The 18,309-nt window shown below is 74.3% G+C and carries 13 protein-coding genes; 7 read left to right on the top strand and 6 right to left on the bottom strand.

Annotated features, from left to right (window positions below):
• Positions 1 to 276 precede the first annotated feature (276 nt).
• Positions 277 to 1,572 (bottom strand): hypothetical protein, encoded by a 1,296-nt coding sequence (locus CG747_RS50750; RefSeq protein ID WP_308303804.1) that lies wholly within the window; start codon positions 1,570 to 1,572, stop codon positions 277 to 279.
• An 830-nt stretch (positions 1,573 to 2,402) separates the two neighbouring features.
• Positions 2,403 to 3,533, bottom strand: a complete 1,131-nt coding sequence (locus tag CG747_RS27145; RefSeq protein ID WP_100604458.1) for a secretion protein snm4 — start codon at positions 3,531 to 3,533, stop codon at positions 2,403 to 2,405.
• Between the two features lie 148 nt (positions 3,534 to 3,681).
• Here CG747_RS27145 and CG747_RS27150 point away from each other — a divergent pair, with 148 nt between their 5' ends.
• The 7 genes from CG747_RS27150 (at position 3,682) to rarD (ending at position 13,135) form a co-directional block, all read left to right on the top strand.
• Entirely contained in the window at positions 3,682 to 4,869 is a 1,188-nt protein-coding gene (locus CG747_RS27150; RefSeq protein WP_100604459.1) for a sensor histidine kinase, read from the top strand.
• Between the two features lie 298 nt (positions 4,870 to 5,167).
• The gene (locus CG747_RS27155) at positions 5,168 to 6,562 is read left to right on the top strand and encodes a sensor histidine kinase (RefSeq protein ID WP_100604460.1); all 1,395 of its coding nucleotides are present in this window, start codon (positions 5,168 to 5,170) and stop codon (positions 6,560 to 6,562) included.
• 281 nt (positions 6,563 to 6,843) lie between these two features.
• A complete protein-coding gene (locus tag CG747_RS27160; protein WP_257980786.1) occupies positions 6,844 to 7,503 on the top strand; it encodes a response regulator transcription factor in 660 nt (219 codons plus the stop codon).
• A gap of 308 nt (positions 7,504 to 7,811) precedes the next feature.
• Complete coding sequence (locus CG747_RS27165; protein WP_100604461.1) at positions 7,812 to 9,764, top strand: 2-oxoacid:acceptor oxidoreductase subunit alpha; 1,953 nt, start codon at positions 7,812 to 7,814, stop codon at positions 9,762 to 9,764.
• Positions 9,757 to 10,851 (top strand): 2-oxoacid:ferredoxin oxidoreductase subunit beta, encoded by a 1,095-nt coding sequence (locus CG747_RS27170; RefSeq protein WP_100604462.1) that lies wholly within the window; start codon positions 9,757 to 9,759, stop codon positions 10,849 to 10,851. The genes CG747_RS27165 and CG747_RS27170 overlap by 8 nt, the downstream gene beginning before the upstream one ends.
• Before the next feature lie 194 nt (positions 10,852 to 11,045).
• Positions 11,046 to 11,933, top strand: a complete 888-nt coding sequence (locus tag CG747_RS27175) for an SDR family oxidoreductase (protein ID WP_100604551.1) — start codon at positions 11,046 to 11,048, stop codon at positions 11,931 to 11,933.
• 182 nt (positions 11,934 to 12,115) lie between these two features.
• On the top strand, positions 12,116 to 13,135 hold the full coding sequence (gene rarD / locus CG747_RS27180; protein WP_100604463.1) for an EamA family transporter RarD: 1,020 nt from the start codon (positions 12,116 to 12,118) through the stop codon (positions 13,133 to 13,135).
• Here the strand turns inward: rarD and CG747_RS27185 are convergent.
• From CG747_RS27185 to CG747_RS27200, 4 genes are all read right to left on the bottom strand, one after another.
• Positions 13,125 to 14,051: an ABC transporter permease gene (locus tag CG747_RS27185; RefSeq protein ID WP_100604464.1), complete on the bottom strand. Its 927-nt coding sequence runs from the start codon at positions 14,049 to 14,051 to the stop codon at positions 13,125 to 13,127. The genes rarD and CG747_RS27185 overlap by 11 nt on opposite strands.
• Positions 14,038 to 15,057, bottom strand: a complete 1,020-nt coding sequence (locus CG747_RS27190) for an ABC transporter ATP-binding protein (protein WP_100604465.1) — start codon at positions 15,055 to 15,057, stop codon at positions 14,038 to 14,040. The genes CG747_RS27185 and CG747_RS27190 overlap by 14 nt, the downstream gene beginning before the upstream one ends.
• Positions 15,058 to 15,182: 125 nt before the next feature.
• Positions 15,183 to 16,436 carry a DUF2092 domain-containing protein gene (locus CG747_RS27195; protein WP_100604466.1) on the bottom strand — a complete coding sequence of 418 codons (1,254 nt, stop codon included), beginning with the start codon at positions 16,434 to 16,436 and terminating at the stop codon, positions 15,183 to 15,185.
• Between the two features lie 342 nt (positions 16,437 to 16,778).
• Complete coding sequence (locus tag CG747_RS27200) at positions 16,779 to 17,792, bottom strand: polyprenyl synthetase family protein (protein WP_100604467.1); 1,014 nt, start codon at positions 17,790 to 17,792, stop codon at positions 16,779 to 16,781.
• Positions 17,793 to 18,309 lie beyond the last annotated feature (517 nt).

Consider the following 18,309-nt stretch of genomic DNA (forward strand, 5'->3'; position numbering starts at 1 on the left):
CCTGACTGCGCTTCTTGAAACGACTTTTACACGATCTCTACGGACGGGAGTCTAGGCCCTGCCCCGGCCGGGGTGAGCAGCCGCATGATCGCGGATGGCGGGGTTGTCCCCACTTCGCCCTACCTGGGTGGCCGGCAGCGTAGACGGCCGGTCCGGTCGTCTCACGAGATGTCTCACAGACCGGACGGCGGCCGTCCGGTTGGCGGGATCGGGGGAGAAAAGCGGGTGGCGCGTCCCCGGCCGGGGCTCGGGCCCCGGGCTCGGGACGGCGTCTCGTCAGCGCGGGGTGCCGCCGCCGTACGGGTTCCGGGGGTCGGTGGGCGGCAGCGGCGGCTGGGGGTGCATCTGGGATTGGGGGTGTGGCTGGGATTGGGGGTGTGGCTGGGGCTGAGGGGGAAGTGGGGGGCCGGTGGGGGCCTGGGGCTGGGGGTAGCCCTGCGGGCCCGGCGCCGGGTGCGGTCGGGGTGCCGGGGCCGGCGGCCGGGACACGGGGGCCGGAGCCGGTCGCTCCGCTCGGGGCGTCCCCTGGGAGGACGGCTGCGGGGGCTCCTGGTGCGGCGGGCGGCGCCGGGACCCGTCGCGGGAGACCGCGCGGTCCATGACCTCGGCCGCGATCCGCGCCGCCGCCTCCCGCGTTCGGGCGCCCAGCAACTCGCTGCGGATGGCGCCGCCCGCCGCCAGATGGCGGTCGTAGGGCAGTGGCAGCACCGCCGCGCCGCCGGCGCCCAGATGCGCGGCGGCCTTGCGGACGTCGACGCCGCTGTCCGGTGAGGAGTGGGTGAGGACCACGACCGTGGTCGGCAGCAGGCCGGGGTGCAGCCCGCCGATCCAGTCCAGTACGGAACGGGTGGCGGCCACGCCCTCCGGGGTCGCCGGGGTGACCAGGACCCGGGCCTGGGTCGTCACCAGCGCGGTACGGGCCACTTCGGCGGGCAGCGTCTCGCAGTCCACCACCGTGGCGGCGAAGTGGCGGCGCAGCGAGGTCATCACCACCCGGTAGGTGTCGATGTCCAGCCGGGTGCCGATGGCGCCCTGGCTGCCGGGCAGCAACCAGCCGCCGCCGGAGAACGGGAGGAGGTAGCCGGTCAGGTCGGTGATCAGCATCGACGGGTCGAGGATCTGCGCGAGGTCGCTGCCCGACCAGCGGACCTCGCGGGCGCCGAGCCGGTGCGGGAGTGTGCCCAGCGCCGGGTCGGCCTCGACGGCGAGGACCGGGTCGGAGCGGTAGTGCGCGAAGGTCAGCGCGAGCAGGGCGGCGACGGTGGACTTGCCCGCACCGCCGCGAATGCTGGACACCGCGATCTGCCGGCCGCTGGAGACCGGCTGCTGGATGGCGTACGCGGCCTGGGTGACGGCGGCCGTCTCGGCGGCGGGCGAGGACGCGAACACCCGGCGCAGGGCCCGGCCCGCGCGCCGCGCCAGCGGGTCGCCGCGGCGCGGCCGGGGCTGCCCGTCGGCCAGCTCGGGCGGCAGCAGCGGTACGGAGACAGGCGTCCGCGCGGGCAGCCCGGCATGTCCGTAGCGCCCGGGGGCGGGGGCCGGCTGGGCGGGGGGCGCGGCAGCCGGTGGCACGGGGCCGGCGGCCGGGGCGGGGCCCGAGGTGGGGCCCGGGGTGGGCGGGGCCGGAGCGGCGGGGGGAACTGAGGGGGCCTGAGGAGCTTGGGGGGTTGGCATGGCCTGGGGGGTTGGCGCTGCCTGAGGGGCTGGTGGGATCGGAGCGGCTGGTGCGGCTGGTGCGGCTGGTGCGGCTGTACGGGCCGGAGGGGTGGCCGGGTACGTGGGGGCAGCCGGGACGGCCAGGGCTGTGGGGGCGGCCGCGGGCGCGGGCGCAGGCATCGGTGCGGGCACAGGCGTCGGGGCGGGGGCCGGTACCCGGGCAGGGGCCGGGTCGAACGGGGACGGCTCGGCCACCGCGGGCATCGGGCGGGTCGGGGCGGGCGCCGGCGCGGCCGGTGGCATCGGCACCGCGGCGGGCAGCGCGCCCGGCGCACCACCGGCCACCGCCGCACCACTCGAACCGACAGCACCGCCAGCGCCGCCCGTCGCGCCGCCGTTCACCGCATTCACCGCATCCACCCCCGGACCGCCCACACCTTCCGCACTCACCGCACTGGTTGCACTGGTCGCACTGGTCGCACTGGCCGCACCCGGCATACCCGCCGCGGCCGTCGGCTGCGCCGCGCTCTCCGTCGTCACCCGGTCCTCACCTCCTCCCCGGCATTGCGCCCCCGCGCTCCGAACTCCCCGGGCCGACCGGAACGTTCCAGCGGCCACGCGTCTTCACAGGATGTCCCCGTCGGCCCCAGCTTCCCCGGCGGCATCGGCCCTCCCCTTCTACCGGCTCTACCGGCTCTACCGGCTCTTCCGGCTCTTCCGGACCGTCCCCGTCCGCACCGTCTCCGTCAGGACCCGCCCAGCAGCAGCCCGTAGAGCCCGAACGCGCCGAGGGCCGCGGGGATCAGCGCCACCATGCTCACCGACTCCACCAGGTCCAGCCAGCGCCGCAGCCGGTTCCGCAGCGGTTCCGGCAGCCGGACCGCGAGCGCCGCCACCGGGAGGACGGCCAGCAGGCCCAATACGGCCAGCGCGGGCCCCGGCGCCCCGCCGTCCGTCGCGCAGAGCAGAACCAGCCGTACGCAGACGGCCGTTCCGGCGGCGAGCAGGGCGACCACCTCCACGGCCAGGGGGTAGGCGCGGGCCCGGGAGAACAGGACGACGGCGAGCAGCAGGGCGGTGAGCACCGTCCAGAGCCCGGGCTCGCCCGCCGCCAGGACACCGGCCGCGCCGGCCGAGGCCGCCATCGCCACGGTGGCCGGGGCCAGCCCCCGGTGAGTGGCGGCCAGCGCGGCGGCCACCCGGTGGCGGCTGACCGGGGTGCCGCCCGAGTGCCGGTCGTCCAGCCCGGTCAGTCCGGCCGCGCGCAGGGCCAGCCAGGGCAGCGCGCCCAGGGCCAGCACGGAGAGGAAACCGAGCGTGACGCCGGTGCGGACCGGGTCGGTCAGCGCCAGCAGCAGCTCCCAGACGCCCACCGCCGAGGCGACCGCGGCCGCGCCGGTGAGGCCCCCGCGCCCCAGGCCGGTGCGCAGGCCGAGCAGGGCCAGGGCGGCCGCGGCGGCGAGTCCGGTGGCGGCGAGCCGGGCGGCGCCGCCGGGGGCCGCCTGCCAGGCGGCGAGGACGCCGAGGGTGCCGCCGGCGAGCAGCAGGGCGGTGCCGGCGACCCGTCGTCCGGGCGACGTGGTGAGCGCCGCACCGCCGCCCGCGGCCAGTACGGCCGCGACGCCCGTCCACAGGGCGGCACCGGGGCCGTACCAGGTGGCGGCGCAGATTCCGGCGACGGCGGCGAGCAGTCCGCTCGCGGTCACCGCGGTCCGGTCGCGGCTGCGGTCGTCCCAGCGCGGGCCGCCGGTGTCCTGGGGATCGGGCGCCGCGGTGGGCGCCGCCGGGGCCGTGTTCCGGCCGCTGCCGCCGCGCGGTCCGGGGCCCGCGTCCGCACCCGTCGTCGCACTCGTCATGTCCACGCGGCCGTTCTGCACCGCAACACCATACGGGCCCGGCGCCGCGCCCTGTCCACAGCGTCCCGCGCCAATTCGGTCCGCGCGGGCGGGGGGTGGGGCAAACCCCCCGCCCACCACCCGACGAACCCCATGGCAGAGCGGTGCGGAGCCCGGCAAGCTGGGGTGTATGACGGAAAGTTCCCAGCTCGCTGCCGACACCGACGCCCCCGACGGGGTGGCGCTCCCACCGCCGCGGCCGCCGCTCGACGGCTGGACCTGGCGGGAGATCGGCTATCTGCTGGCCAACCTCCCGCTGGGCGTCGCGGCGTTCGTGGTGCTGGTGGTGTGGCTGGTGCTGGGGCTCGGGCTCTCCATCACGGTCGTCGGACTGCCGCTGCTGGCCACGGGCCTGACGGCCTGCCGGTTCTACGGAAAGCTGGAACGGGCCCGGGCGCGGGCCTGGCTCGGGGTGACGGTGGCCGAACCGAGCCCGCCGCGGCCCCGGGAGCGCGGGTTCTTCGGATGGCTGTGGGCGCGCCTGAAGGACCCGGTGGCCTGGCGGCACGCGCTGTTCGCGGTCATCCGGCTGCCGTGGTCCGTCCTCACCTTCGCGGTGGTCCTCACCGCGCTGCTCGTGGGCTGGCCGGTGCTGCCGTGGTTGGCCCGCTGGCTGTCCAACGTGGACCGGGCGATGGTGCAGGGGCTGCTGTCGCCCTCCGACGAGCTGGAGCGGCGGATCGCCGAGCTGGAGTCGGACCGGATGGTGGTCACCGACACCGCGGCCGCCGACCTGCGGCGGATCGAACGGGATCTGCACGACGGCGCGCAGGCCCGGCTGGTGGCCCTCGCCATGGGCCTCGGCCTGGCCAAGGAGAAGCTTGCGGAGGGGCAGGCCGACGACAGCGTGGCACGGATGGTGAGCGAGGCGCACGGCGAGGTGAAGCTGGCACTCCAGGAGCTGCGGGACCTCGCCCGCGGCATCCACCCGGCGATCCTCACCGACCGCGGCCTGGGCCCGGCGCTGGCGTCGCTGGCCGGACGCTGCACGGTGCCGGTCACCAGCTCCGTGGACCTGGCCGAGCGGCCCGCGCCGGCCATCGAGGGGATCGTCTACTTCACCGTCTCCGAACTGCTCCAGAACGTCTCCAAGCACAGCGCGGCGCGGCAGGCGACGGTCGAGGTGTGGCGGTCCCGGGACCGGCTGCTGCTCCAGGTGCAGGACGACGGGAAGGGCGGGGCGCGGCTCGACGGCGGCAGCGGGATCGCCGGGCTGGCGGACCGACTGGGCGCGGTGGACGGGCTGTTCGTGCTGGATTCGCCGGTGGGCGGGCCGACCCGGGTCACGGCCGAGGTGCCGTGGCGGCCGCGACCGTAGGCGGGCCCGAGGGCGCGTAGCGGGCGCGGCGCCGAGCGCGCCGCGGGCCGGGCGCCGGGGGCGAGTGGTGGGGATAACCCCCGGCGGAAGACTGCGAGCAGCCACATGGCCCGGACGGCACCGATCGCCGACCCTGGACGGAGCCGGCCGGGGCCGGCCGGAACCCACCCGGATCGCCACGGGAACCACCGACGGAACCACCGGCGGACCCACCGACGGAACCACCGACAGACCCGCCGAAGACCTCACCGACGGACCCGGCACCGGACGCCACGTCAGAACGGACGGACAACGAGACATGGACACCGCGTACTCCGCGCATTCCGCGTACCCCGCCCACCCCGCGCGGCCCGGCGGCCACCGGGTGCCCGCGGGCCTGCGCGCCCCCTTCTCGGGTCGCACCTGGCGGGAGTTCCTCCACCTCTGCCTGAGCCTGCCGGTGGCCTGCGTGATGTTCGCCTACGCGGTCGCCCTGGTCTCGCTGAGCGCCGGACTGCTGATCACGTTCCTGGGCATCCCGGTACTGGCCGGCGGGCTGGTCGGCAGCCGGGGGCTGGGCGCCCTGGAGCGGGCCCGGGCGCGGGCGCTGCTCCGGCTGGACGTGGCCGCCCCGGAGCCGCTGCGCCCCTCGAAGCCCGGCCTGGTGGCGTGGGTCGGGGCGGTACTCAAGAGCGGGGCGTCCTGGCGGCACCTGCTCTACGCGTTCCTGCACTTCCCGTGGGCGCTGTTCGCCTTCGTCTTCGCGGTGACGTTCTGGTCGGTGGGCTGGGCGCTGCTCAGCTTCCCGTTCTGGTACTGGCTGGTCCGCCCGTACGCCTCCCTGCCCGGCATCCAGCTGTGGGGGGACGGGGGCACCGCCCTCTATGTGAGCCCGACGGTGACGGCCGTGGTGTCCGGCGTGTTCGGGCTGCTGATGGTGCTGGCCGGGCCGTGGGTGTTCCGCGGGCTGACGCAGGTGGACCGGCTGCTGGTGCGCGGGCTGCTGGGGCCGTCGCCGCTGGCCACCCGGGTCATCGAGCTGGAGTCGGACCGCGGCGCGGTGGTCGACACCGCCGCCGCCGACCTGCGGCGCATCGAGCGGGACCTGCACGACGGGGCGCAGGCCCGGCTGGTGGCGCTGGCGATGGACCTCGGCCTGGCCAAGGAGAAGCTGGCGGAGGGCCGGATCGACGAGAGCGTGGCGCGGATGGTGGACGAGGCGCACGGCGAGGTGAAGATCGCGCTCCAGGAGCTGCGGGACCTCGCCCGCGGCATCCACCCGGCGATCCTCACCGACCGCGGCCTGGGCCCGGCGCTGTCCGCACTGGCCGGACGCTGCACGGTGCCGGTCACCGTCCAGGTGGACCTGGCCCGCCGCCCTGCCCCGGCCATCGAGGGCATCGCCTACTTCACCGTCTCGGAACTGCTCCAGAACGTCGCCAAGCACAGCGCGGCGGACCACGCGACGGTGGACGTCTGGCACGACGAGGGGTGCGGGCCCGCAGGGCCCTCGGACAAGGGCGGTGGTGGGCGACGGGCGGGCCGGCTGATGCTGCTGGTGTCCGACGACGGCCGGGGCGGCGCAGGCGCCGAGGCCGGCGGCGGACTGGCCGGGCTCGCCGAGCGGCTGGACTCCGTCGACGGCCTGCTCGTCGTGGACTCCCCCGCCGGCGGCCCGACCACCGTCACCGCCGAGCTGCCCTGGCGCGGCTGACCGACGACCGGCGCCGGGCCGGGCCGCGACGATCACGGGTGGGGTCGGGACGGGGGTCCGGCCCCACCCGCCCGGCGTCCCCCCCTCGTCCACCCGCACAGCTCTCTCCCACCCACCCCCGCAGCTCTCTCCCACCCACCCGCACAGCTCTCTCCCACCCACCCGCCCTGCGGTCCCCCTCACCCACCCGCCCCGTTCCGGATGCTGGAATGCTGGGGAACGTCAGGCTGGATCGTGTGGAATATGGGGGGAATGTCATCGTGGCGGACGTGGAGGACAGTGTGCGGGTGGTCATCGCCGAGGACTCGGTGCTGCTGCGGGAGGGCCTGACCCGGTTGCTGACCGACCGCGGGCACGAGGTCGTGGCGGGCGTGGGGGACGGCGAGGCGCTGGTGAAGACGGTCGCCGACCTGGCCGGCACGGGCACCCCGCCGGACGTGGTGGTGGCGGACGTGCGGATGCCGCCGACCCACACCGATGAGGGCGTGCGGGCCGCGCTCCGGTTGCGCCGGGACCACCCCGAGGTCGGGGTGCTGGTGCTGTCGCAGTACGTCGAGGAGCAGTACGCCACCGAACTGCTGGCCGGATCGAGCCGGGGCATCGGCTACCTGCTCAAGGACCGGGTCGCCGAGGTGCGGGAGTTCGTGGACGCGGTGGTCCGGGTGGCCCGCGGCGGCACCGCGCTGGACCCGGAGGTGGTGGCGCAGCTGCTGGGCCGCAGCCGCAAGCAGGACGCGCTGGCGCATCTGACGCCGCGGGAGCGCGAGGTGCTGGGGCTGATGGCCGAGGGCCGGACCAACTCCGCGGTCGCCCGGCAGCTGGTGGTCAGCGACGGCGCGGTCGAGAAGCACGTCAGCAACATCTTCCTGAAGCTCGGCCTGACGCCGAGTGACGGGGATCACCGTCGGGTGCTGGCGGTCCTCACTTACCTCAACTCCTGACCGCCTGACAACCTGTCGGGGCAGCACTGATGCACGAATCCACCAGCGGCCGAGGGGCGGGACCTAGAACCATGGCCCTAGCACCAATGGACGAAGCCGGTGCGACATGGAGACAGGGGTGACGGGGGCATTGATTCGATGACAAACCATGCCAGAACGGTGTCTCATCCTGGCGTCCACGATGTGGCCGAGCCAGGGAAGGGCACCCTTACCCAAGTACGATGGTTATGGGACAACCGGTCGGTACGACCCGTCCTACGCCCTGCGTCCGGCGGGGATGCCGCACCCCTTGAGGGAGGTCCGAAGCAGTGACCAGCCAGGTCAGTAGCACAGCCGAACAGGCCGACGGAGCGCTAGTCGGGGAACAGCGCACGTCGGGCGACGGCGGCCCGGGCAAGGAAGTCCGGCGCCTGGACCGGGTGATCATCCGGTTCGCCGGCGACTCCGGTGACGGAATGCAGCTCACCGGTGACCGTTTCACGTCCGAGACGGCGTCGTTCGGCAACGACCTGTCGACGCTGCCGAACTTCCCCGCCGAGATCCGGGCCCCCGCCGGAACCCTCCCGGGCGTCTCCAGCTTCCAGCTGCACTTCGCCGACCACGACATCCTCACCCCCGGCGACGCGCCGAACGTCCTGGTGGCGATGAACCCCGCCGCACTGAAGGCGAACATCGGCGACGTGCCGCGCGGCGCGGAGATCATCGTCAACACCGACGAGTTCACCAAGCGCCCGATGGCGAAGGTCGGCTACGAGACCAACCCGCTGGAGGACGGCTCGCTGTCGGCGTACCACGTCCACCCGGTGCCGCTGACGACGCTGACCATCGAGGCGCTCAAGGAGTTCGGGCTCTCCCGCAAGGAGGCCGAGCGCAGCAAGAACATGTTCGCGCTGGGCCTGCTGTCGTGGATGTACCACCGGCCGACCGAGGGCACCGAGAAGTTCCTGCGGGCCAAGTTCGCGAAGAAGCCGAACATCGCCGAGGCGAACGTCACCGCCTTCCGGGCCGGCTGGAACTTCGGCGAGACCACCGAGGACTTCGCCACGTCCTACGAGGTCGCGCCGGCCACCACCGCGTTCCCGACCGGCACCTACCGCAACATCTCCGGCAACCTCGCGCTGTCCTACGGCCTGGTCGCGGCCGCCCGCCAGGCCGATCTGCCGCTGTACCTCGGCTCGTACCCGATCACCCCGGCCTCCGACATCCTGCACGAGCTGTCCCGGCACAAGAACTTCGGCGTGCGGACGTTCCAGGCGGAGGACGAGATCGCCGGCATCGGCGCGGCGCTGGGCGCGGCGTTCGGCGGTTCGCTGGCCGTGACCACCACCTCGGGCCCCGGCGTGGCGCTGAAGTCGGAGACCATCGGCCTCGCGGTCAGCCTCGAACTCCCGCTGCTGATCGTCGACATCCAGCGCGGCGGCCCCTCGACCGGTCTGCCCACCAAGACCGAGCAGGCCGACCTGCTGCAGGCGATGTACGGCCGCAACGGCGAGGCCCCGGTGCCGATCGTGGCGCCGAAGACGCCCGCCGACTGCTTCGACGCGGCGCTGGACGCGGCCCGGATCGCGCTCACCTACCGCACCCCGGTCTTCCTGCTCTCCGACGGCTACCTGGCCAACGGCTCGGAGCCCTGGCGGATCCCCGAGGTCGACCAACTCCCCGACCTGCGGGTGCAGTTCGCCACCGGCCCCAACCACGAGCTGGCGGACGGCACCGAGGTGTTCTGGCCGTACAAGCGCGACCCGGAGAGCCTGGCCCGCCCGTGGGCCGTCCCCGGCACGCCCGGCCTGGAGCACCGCATCGGCGGCATCGAGAAGCAGGACGGCACCGGCAACATCTCCTACGACCCCGCCAACCACGACTTCATGGTGCGCACCCGCCAGGCGAAGGTGGACGGCATCGACGTCCCCGACGTCGAGGTCGACGACCCGGCGGACGAGACCGGCGAGGGCGCGCGCACCCTCGTCCTGGGCTGGGGTTCCACCTACGGGCCGATCACCGCGGCGGTCCGGCGGGTCCGGGGCGCGGGGCAGCGCATCGCCCAGGCGCACCTGCGGCACCTCAACCCCTTCCCGGGGAATCTGGGCGAGGTCCTCGCGCGTTACGACACGGTGATCGTGCCGGAGATGAACCTCGGCCAGCTCGCCACCCTGCTGCGCGCCAGGTACCTCGTCGACGCGCGCTCGCACACCCAGGTCAGCGGGATGCCGTTCAAGGCGGAGCAGCTCGCGGAGGTCCTTAAGGAGGCCATCAATGACTGACACGGTCTCGGAGCCGCCCGCTCAGATCGAGGCGCTCTCCCTGGTGCCCAAGGCCACGGCGAAGCAGTCCATGAAGGACTTCAAGTCGGACCAGGAAGTGCGCTGGTGCCCCGGCTGCGGCGACTACGCCGTCCTCGCCGCCGTCCAGGGCTTCATGCCGGAGCTGGGCCTCGCCAAGGAGAACGTCGTCTTCGTCTCCGGCATCGGCTGCTCCTCCCGCTTCCCGTACTACATGAACACCTACGGGATGCACTCCATCCACGGCCGCGCCCCGGCCATCGCCACCGGGCTCGCGTCCTCGCGCCGCGACCTGTCGGTCTGGGTGGTCACCGGTGACGGCGACGCGCTGTCCATCGGCGGCAACCACCTCATCCACGCCCTGCGGCGGAACGTCAACCTCAAGATCCTGCTGTTCAACAACCGGATCTACGGGCTGACCAAGGGCCAGTACAGCCCCACCTCCGAGGTCGGCAAGATCACCAAGTCGACGCCGATGGGCTCGCTCGACGCGCCGTTCAACCCGGTCTCGCTGGCGCTCGGCGCCGAGGCGACCTTCGTGGCCCGCACCGTCGACTCCGACCGCAAGCACCTCACCTCGGTGCTGCGCGAGGCCGCCGCCCACCCGGGCACCGCACTGGTGGAGATCTACCAGAACTGCAACATCTTCAACGACGGCGCCTTCGAGGCCCTCAAGGACAAGGAGCAGGCCCAGGAAGCGGTGATCCGGCTGGAGCACGGGCAGCCGATCCGGTTCGGCGCCCCGGCGCCGGACGGCCTCGGCTCCAAGGGCGTGGTCCGCGACGCGGCCACCGGCGACCTCAAGGTCGTCGACGTCACCGAGGAGGGCACCGACGGGGTCCTGGTGCACGACGCCCACAACCCCTCCCCCACCACGGCGTTCGCCCTCTCCCGGCTCGCCGACCCCGACACCCTGCACCACACCCCGATCGGTGTGCTGCGCAACGTCGAGCGGCCGGTCTACGACACGCTGATGTCCGAGCAGTTGGACACCGCCGTCGAGCAGAAGGGCAAGGGCGACCTGGCGGCCCTGCTGGCCGGCAACGACACCTGGACGGTGGTCGGCTAGCCGGTCCGGGCCGGCGGTCCGGCCGAACCCTCCGCGGGTGCCCGCGGGGAGCGCACAGCGTTCTCCGCGGGCACCCGCTCGGGTTTTCCGGGACCCGGGAGCGGGCGCGGTCCGGCCCCTTCTGCGAACGGGACGCGACTGCCATGCTGGCGGCCTTCCGGACCGATCCAGCAGACCGCCAGGGGGTACAGGGCATGAGCATCGTCGTCACCGGCGCCACGGGCGCGCTCGGCCGACTCGTCATCGCAGCGCTCCTGGAGCGCACCGCACCGGACGGCATCGTCGCGCTCGCCCGCGACCGGGGCCGGGCCGCGGACCTCGCGGCCCGGGGCGTCGAGGTCCGCATCGCCGACTACAGCCGCCCCGACACGCTCCGGGGCGCCTTCGGGGCCGGCGACCGGGTGCTGTTCATCTCCGGCAACGAGGCCGGGCGGCGGCTGCCCCAGCACCGGGCCGTCGTCGACGCCGCCCGGGAAGCCGGTGTGGCGCTGCTCGCCTACACCAGCGTGCTGGGCGGACCGGCCGCCACCTTCGCCATCGCCGAGGAGCACGTCGGCACCGAACAGGCCCTGCTGGCCTCCGGGGTGCCGTACTGCCTGCTGCGCAACGGCTGGTACCACGAGAACTACACGGGGGCGCTGGCCACCACCCTGAAGGCCGGCGCGGTCCTCGGCAGCGCGGCCGGCGGCCGGGTGGCCAGCGCGGCGCGCCGGGACTACGCCGAGGCGGCCGCCGTGGTGCTCACCGGCGGCGGCCCGGACCCGGCCGGGCACACCGACGCGGTGTACGAGCTGAGCGGGGACACCGCCTGGACGATGGCCGAGTACGCGGCCGAGGTGTCCCGGCAGACCGGCCGGGCGATCCCCTCCCGCGATCTGCCCGCGGAGCAGTACGTGGCGCTGATGACCGGGGCGGGGGTGCCGGCGGCCGCCGCGGAGCTGGTCGCCGACGCGGACGCCGGGATCGCCCGCGGGGAGTTGGCGGCCACCCCCGGCGACCTCTCCCGGCTGATCGGGCGGCCGACCACCCCGCTCGCCGAGGCGATCGCGCAGGCGCTGAAGGAGCTTCCGGACGGCGTCTGAGCGGGCGGTGGGCGCGTCGGGCGGGGCCGGCCGTCCGCCCGACGCGCCCACCGTTCCCGGCACTTCACGCCCCTGTCATGACCGTCACGCCATACGGACATGACAGGAGGCGCGGACGGCGGTACCTTGCACAGGATCGACTCCGCGCGACCGGATCGACTCCGCGCGACCAGGAGGACCCCTTGCCGTCTCGAACCGACCAACGCGCCGGCCTCGCGTACGGGCTCGCCGCCTACACCATGTGGGGCCTGCTGCCGCTGTACTGGCACCTGTTGGACGCCGCCTCGCCGTCCGAGATCCTGGCCCACCGCATGATGTGGTCGCTGCCGGTCGCGCTGATCATCCTGGCCGCGCTGCGCCGCTGGTCCTGGATACGCCCGCTGCTGCGGCAACCCAAGCGGCTGGCGCTGGTCCTGGTCGGCGCCGTGGTGATCTCGCTGAACTGGTTCCTCTACATCTGGGCGGTCAACGCCGGACACGTGCTCGAAGCCTCACTGGGGTACTTCATCAACCCCCTGGTGAGCATCGCGTTCGGCGTGCTGGTGCTGCGCGAGCGGCTGCGGCCGCTGCAGTGGGCCGCGGTGGCCGTCGGCACCCTGGCCGTCGTGGTGATGACCGTCGCCTACGGCCGGATGCCGTGGATCGCGCTCGGGCTGGCCCTGTCGTTCGCCACCTACGGGCTGGTGAAGAAGGGCGTCAAGCTCGACGGCATCGAGGGCTTCAGCGCCGAGACCGCCCTCCAGGTACTGCCGGCGCTGGGCTATCTGGTCTTCCTCGGGGTCCGCGGGGAATCCGTCTTCGTCACCGGCGGGACCGGGCAGGCGCTGCTGCTCTCGGCGTGCGGCATCGCGACCGCGGTGCCGCTGATCTGCTTCGGCGCCTCCGCGATGCGGCTGCCGCTGACCACGATCGGGATGCTCCAGTACCTCGCGCCGACCTTCCAGTTCCTGCTGGGGCTGACGGTCTTCGGCGAGGAGATGCCGCCGGAGCGCTGGGCCGGCTTCGCCCTGGTGTGGGCGGCGCTGGTGATGCTGACCTGGGACGCGCTGCGGACCGCCCGGCGGGCGCGCACCGCGCTGGCCGCCGCCGGGGCGCGGGCCCGCGAGACGGCCGCGGCCGAGGCGGCACGGGTCGCCCCCGCCGCGGGCCCGCCGTCGGCCGAGCCGGGCCCAAAGGTGGCGCCCGACCGCGTCACACCGTGATGTCGCGGGTGGTGAACCGCGCCCAGGCCGCCGAGCCGAACACCGCCGCGTAGAGCGCCTGGAGGCCCAGGTCCCGCTGGATCCCGTCCCAGTAGACCGGGTCGCGGAGCAGGTCCGCGAAGGCCAGCCAGTAGTGCGGGAAGAGATACGGCCCGATGGCCTGGAGCTGCGGTATGCCGTCCAGGATCTGGGCGGTGAGCACCAGGCCGACCGTCGTGGCCATGGCGGCGACGCCGCTGTCGGTGAGCGTGGAGACGAACAGCCCGAGGGCCGCCACCCCGAGGAGGGAGAGCGCCACCACGCCCGCCACGGCCAGCGCCCGCAGCAGCCCCTCGCCGAGGGATATGGACGTCCCCGACAGCAGCGTCACCTTGCCCAGCGGGAACAGCAACGCGCCGGTGGCCAGCGCGGACAGCGCCACCACCAGCGTGCCCGCCAGGCAGAACGCCACGACCGTGGCGAACTTGGCGCGCAGCAGGCGGCCGCGGCCGGCGGGGGCGACGAGGAGGTAGCGCAGCGTCCCGGTGTGCGCCTCGCCGGCGACGGCGTCCCCCGCGATCACCCCGACCGCCATCGGCAGGAACACCGGCAGCGTCACCGCGAGGGCGGTGAAGACCAGGAAGAGGCCGTTGCCGGCGATCTCGGCGAGGAACGCCGGCCCCCGGCCGTCGCCACCGCCCCCGCCGGACCGCCCGACCTGGATCCGGACGGCGACACCGACCAGGACGGGGACCGCCGCCAGGACCGCCAGCAGCACCAGGGTGCGCCAGCGCCGGAAGGTGGTGGCGAGCTCACTGCGCAGCAGGTCCGGCGACCAGCGCGGCCGGAACGCCCGCGGCGCCGCCCCGGCCTGTGGTGCCGCCCCGGTCTGTGGTGCCGCCCCGGTCTGTGGTGCCCGGCTCTCAGCCCGCGACATCGAATCCCTCCCCGGTGAGTCGGACGAAGACGTCCTCCAGGGACGGCCGTTCGGTGCCGAAGGCCCGGACCCGGACGCCGGCGCGGACCAGTGCGGCGTTCAGCTCCGCCGGGTCCGGCGGGGGCGCGCCGTCCGGCGGCGTGTCGGGCAGCTCGCCGGTGACCCGGTCGCCGTCGGCCCGCAGGCCGGTCAGTCCGTGCTCCTTCAGGACCCGGACCGCGTCGGCCGGATCGGGGGTGGTCACCGTCAGCCGGCCGTGGCCGCCGGGGCCGAGGACGGCGGTGGTGAGGCCGGCGACCGGGCCCTGGGTGACCAGGCGGCCCCGGGCCATCACCGCGGCGTGCGTGCAGACCTGCTCGATCTCGTCGAGGAGGTGGGAGGAGAGGAAGACGGTGGTGCCGTCCGCCGCCAGCTCCCGCACCAGGGTGCGGATCTCCCGCATGCCCTGCGGGTCCAGGCCGTTGGTCGGCTCGTCCAGCACCAGCAGCTCACGGGGCTGGAGGAGGGCGGCGGCCAGCCCCAGGCGCTGCTTCATGCCGAGGGAGTAGGTGCGCGCCTTCTTGCCGGCCGCGGCGGACAGTCCCACCCGCTCCAGCGCCTCGCCGACCCGCCGGGTGCGGGTGCGGGGATCGGCGGCCGGGTCGGCGGCGTCGAACCGCCGCAGGTTGTCCCGGCCGCTGAGGAAGCCGTAGAGCGCGGGGCCCTCGATGAGCGCCCCGACCCTGGGGAGCACCTCGCGGACCGCCCGCGGCATCGGCCGGCCGAGCACCCGGGCGGTGCCGGCGGTCGGCTCGATCAGGCCCATCAGCATCCGGATGGTGGTGGTCTTGCCGGAGCCGTTGGGCCCGAGGAAGCCGAAGACGCTGCCGCGCGGCACGGCGAGGTCCAGCCCGTCGACGGCGGGCCGGTCGCCACGATAGGTCTTGGTCAGCCCCCGGGTCGCGATCACCCGGTGCTCGTCGTGCGGTGCCGCGCGCCCCTGGTCCGCGGCGGGTGGTGGTGACACGGTCTCCCCAACTCCTCATGTGCGGTGGCCCCTCGGGCCGCCGGCCGGGCGCGCGGATCGCGGACGGGCCGCGCCGCTCCTCCGGGCGGGAGGTGCGGCGCGGCCCGGCCGCGGGCCGTGGCCCGTTACTTCTTCGCGGCGTCGGCCGCGGCGATCAGGGCCTGCTTGTCGACGGCGCCGACGTAGACCGTGCCGTCGTCGGTCATCAGGGCGTTGACCAGGCGGGTGCTGAAGACGTGCCCGGAGCCGAACGAGCCGGTCACCTTGGTGCCCAGGCTGTCCAGGAACTTCCCGGCGTCGCCCTTGGCGAGCTGGTCCTTGCCGGCGTGGCCGCCGGCGCCCTTGACGGTGGCGATGGACGTCCAGCCCTTGCCGATGACGTCGAGCCCGCCGAAGTCCTTCGGGCCCTTGTGGTCCTTGAGGGCCTTCCCGTGCTGGCGGGCGGCCTGCTCCCCGGCCTTGTCGCCGTTGACGACCTTGGCGCCCTTCGGCGGCGTGAAGCTGAAGGTGTCCGCGGCCGGGCGGGCGAAGTCGACGCGGGTGTAGCCGACGTCGATCGCGGCCGGGCCGCCGCTCTTCGGGGTGAGGGTGAACTTCAGCGGGACGCCGTTGGCGGCGTCCACCGCGACCCGGATCGAGCCGACCGTGGAGGCGGTCTGCTTGGGCTTGATGACGAGCTGGTACGCGTCCCGCCCGGCGACCTTGGCGGTGTCGCCGACCGTCACCGAGGTGGTGTCGCCGGCCTTCTCCAGGGCCGCCTTGGCGAGCTCCTGCGGGGTGGCGCTCTGCAGGCCCTTGGGGAGGCCCTCGGGCGCGCCGCGGTGCGTGCCGCGGTGGCCGTCCCGGGGGGCGGTGTGGTGCACGGCGCTGTTGCTGCCGCTGTCGTACGCCCAGACGTCCGCGCCGTTGTGGACGAGGGTGTAGTCGGCGGAGTTGCCGACGATCGACACCCGCTGCTTCTCCGGGCCGTCGACGGCGACCCGCAGGGTGTGCGTACCGGACGCCAGCTCGGTCAGCTTGCTCTGCGGCGACGCGGCACCGTCCGCACCGCCCCGGCCCTGCTCGGCGCCGCCGAAGCCACCGGCGCCGCCGGCGCCCATGCCACCCGGCAGGGAGGGCAGGCCGAGGTCCGTGGTGACCTGGACGGTGCCGGACAGCTGCTGGACATCGGACTTGGTGATCTTCGCTATCAGGTCCTGGGCGGAGATCTTCGGCAGGTCCGGAGAACCGGATCCGGCGAACGCCGGGACCAGCCCGATCGTCGCGGCCGCCACCCCCGCCACCGCGACCGGCACGCCGTACCGGACCGCCTTACGGCGCTTCGCGGAGCGCTCCCCGTCCCATTCCCCGGTGACCTCAGTCGGTTCGTTCCGTGGCATCTGGCCTACCTCCGTCGTGTGCGGCGGTGCTGTGTCGTCCACTCGTCCACCCGCCGGGCCATGATGACCCGCCCCGCCGCCTCGTGATGCTCTCCATCTCACCAAAAGCCGCGGACCTTGGCGTCAACCCGCAGGGCCAACTCCACGTACTGCTGAGGGATGACATCCGGTCACCGTCCGGCGGAACCCGTACTCCGCCGGTCGCACCGCCCGGCGGGGATGCCTTAGGGGAAGACGTCCGGGACGCCCGGGATGTCAGGGACGAACGGGACGTCAGAGGCGAACGGGGAAGCCCCGCGGCGCCGGGAACGCGACGCGCGGCGCACATCCGCCCCGCGGGACTCAGCCCGCCCGGTGCACCACGGTGTCGCAGAGCCCCACCAGGGCGGCCTTCGCCGTGCACTCGGGCAGCGGCGCCAGCGTGTCGCGGGCCTGCTCGGCGTAGCGCACGGTGTCCCGGCGGGCCTGCTCCAGGGCCGGGTGGGCGCGCAGTCCGGCCAGCGCCTCGGCGTGCCGGGCGTCGTCGGTGAGGTCGCCGGCCAGCAGCTCGCACAGCGCACGGTCCTCGGCGGTGCCGGCGCTGCTCTCGGCCAGCGCCCGCAGCCGCAGGACGGGCAGCGTCGCGATGCCCTCGCGCAGGTCCGTACCGGGCGTCTTGCCGGACTCGTGCGAGTCGCTGGCGATGTCCAGGACGTCGTCGGCCAGCTGGAAGGCGGTGCCCAGCCGCTCGCCGTACTGGGTGAGGATGTTGGCCGTCGACTCCTCGGCGCCCGACATCATGGCGCCGAAGCGGCAGGCCACGGCGACCAGCGAACCGGTCTTGCCCGCGAGGACGTCCAGGTAGTGGTCGATCGGGTCGCGGCCGTCGCGCGGTCCCGCGGTCTCCAGGATCTGGCCGGTCACCAGGCGCTCGAACGCCTCGGCCTGGATCCGGACGGCCTCGGGCCCGAGGTCGGCGAGGATGTGCGAGGCGCGGGCGAAGAGGAAGTCGCCGGTCAGGACCGCGACGGAGTTGCCCCAGCGGGCGTTGGCGCTGGCCACCCCGCGGCGCACGTCGGCCTCGTCCATCACGTCGTCGTGGTACAGCGTCGCCAGGTGCGTCAGCTCCACGACGACGGCGGAGGGCACCACGCCCGGGCTGTGGGGGTCGCCGAACTGGGCGGCCAGCATCACCAGCAGCGGCCGGAACCGCTTGCCGCCCGCGCGCACGAGATGCTGCGCGGCTTCGGTGATGAACGGCACGTCGCTCTTGGTGGCCTCCAGCAGGCCCTCCTCGACAGCCGCCAACCCGGCCTGGACACCGGCCTCAAGAGCCTGGTCCCGCACGCTCAGCCCGAAGGGCCCGACGACGGTCACGAGGGGTACTCCTGTCTGCTGACGATCAAACTGAATGTCGATCTGTCGCTGTCTCCACCATTGGCCAGCGTATCCGGTCACGGTTGGATCACCGCGAGCGCCCGCCCCCCGAACCACTCGCCCAGCACAGAAGCCGTCCCGTGAGTACGTTTCCGAGCGTCGCCCGACGCGGCTTTTCCGTGGGAGGAATGGGGCAGCAGGGGCGTGAAACGACTCAAGAACCTCTGGTGTCACAGCGGTAACAGGCAGACCGGACACCGGCGGGCCGCGGACGCCCCGTCGGCCGCATATCGCCGTTCACTCTCCCCGGTAGGGAGCGGAGTGAGCAATGTCCGTATATCGCTCCCGGCCGCCACTTCCACCGCCCCGGACACCGCGCCCCCGCTCCCCCCACGACCACTTCGACCACCGCGACCGCTCCGACCACTTCCACCACCAGGCGCAGCGTGACCGAATTGCACAGTACGGCAAGGTATTTCCCGGCTTCGGCGGCCCGCTGCGCCCCGGCCCCGCCGCC

Origin of the sequence: Streptomyces sp. CB02959 (assembly GCF_002803155.1) — a bacterium.
In the GTDB taxonomy this organism is placed as follows: Bacteria; Actinomycetota; Actinomycetes; order Streptomycetales; family Streptomycetaceae; genus Streptomyces.

Excerpts from the sequence above, each read along its gene's own strand:
- CG747_RS27150 (WP_100604459.1), top strand. The coding sequence starts at position 3,682 with ATGACGGAAAGTTCCCAGCTCGCTGCCGACACCGACGCCCCCGACGGG.
- CG747_RS27170 (WP_100604462.1), top strand. The coding sequence starts at position 9,757 with ATGACTGACACGGTCTCGGAGCCGCCCGCTCAGATCGAGGCGCTCTCC.
- CG747_RS27155 (WP_100604460.1), top strand. The coding sequence starts at position 5,168 with ATGGACACCGCGTACTCCGCGCATTCCGCGTACCCCGCCCACCCCGCG.
- CG747_RS27175 (WP_100604551.1), top strand. The coding sequence starts at position 11,046 with ATGAGCATCGTCGTCACCGGCGCCACGGGCGCGCTCGGCCGACTCGTC.
- CG747_RS27195 (WP_100604466.1), bottom strand. The coding sequence starts at position 16,436 with ATGCCACGGAACGAACCGACTGAGGTCACCGGGGAATGGGACGGGGAG.
- CG747_RS27185 (WP_100604464.1), bottom strand. The coding sequence starts at position 14,051 with ATGTCGCGGGCTGAGAGCCGGGCACCACAGACCGGGGCGGCACCACAG.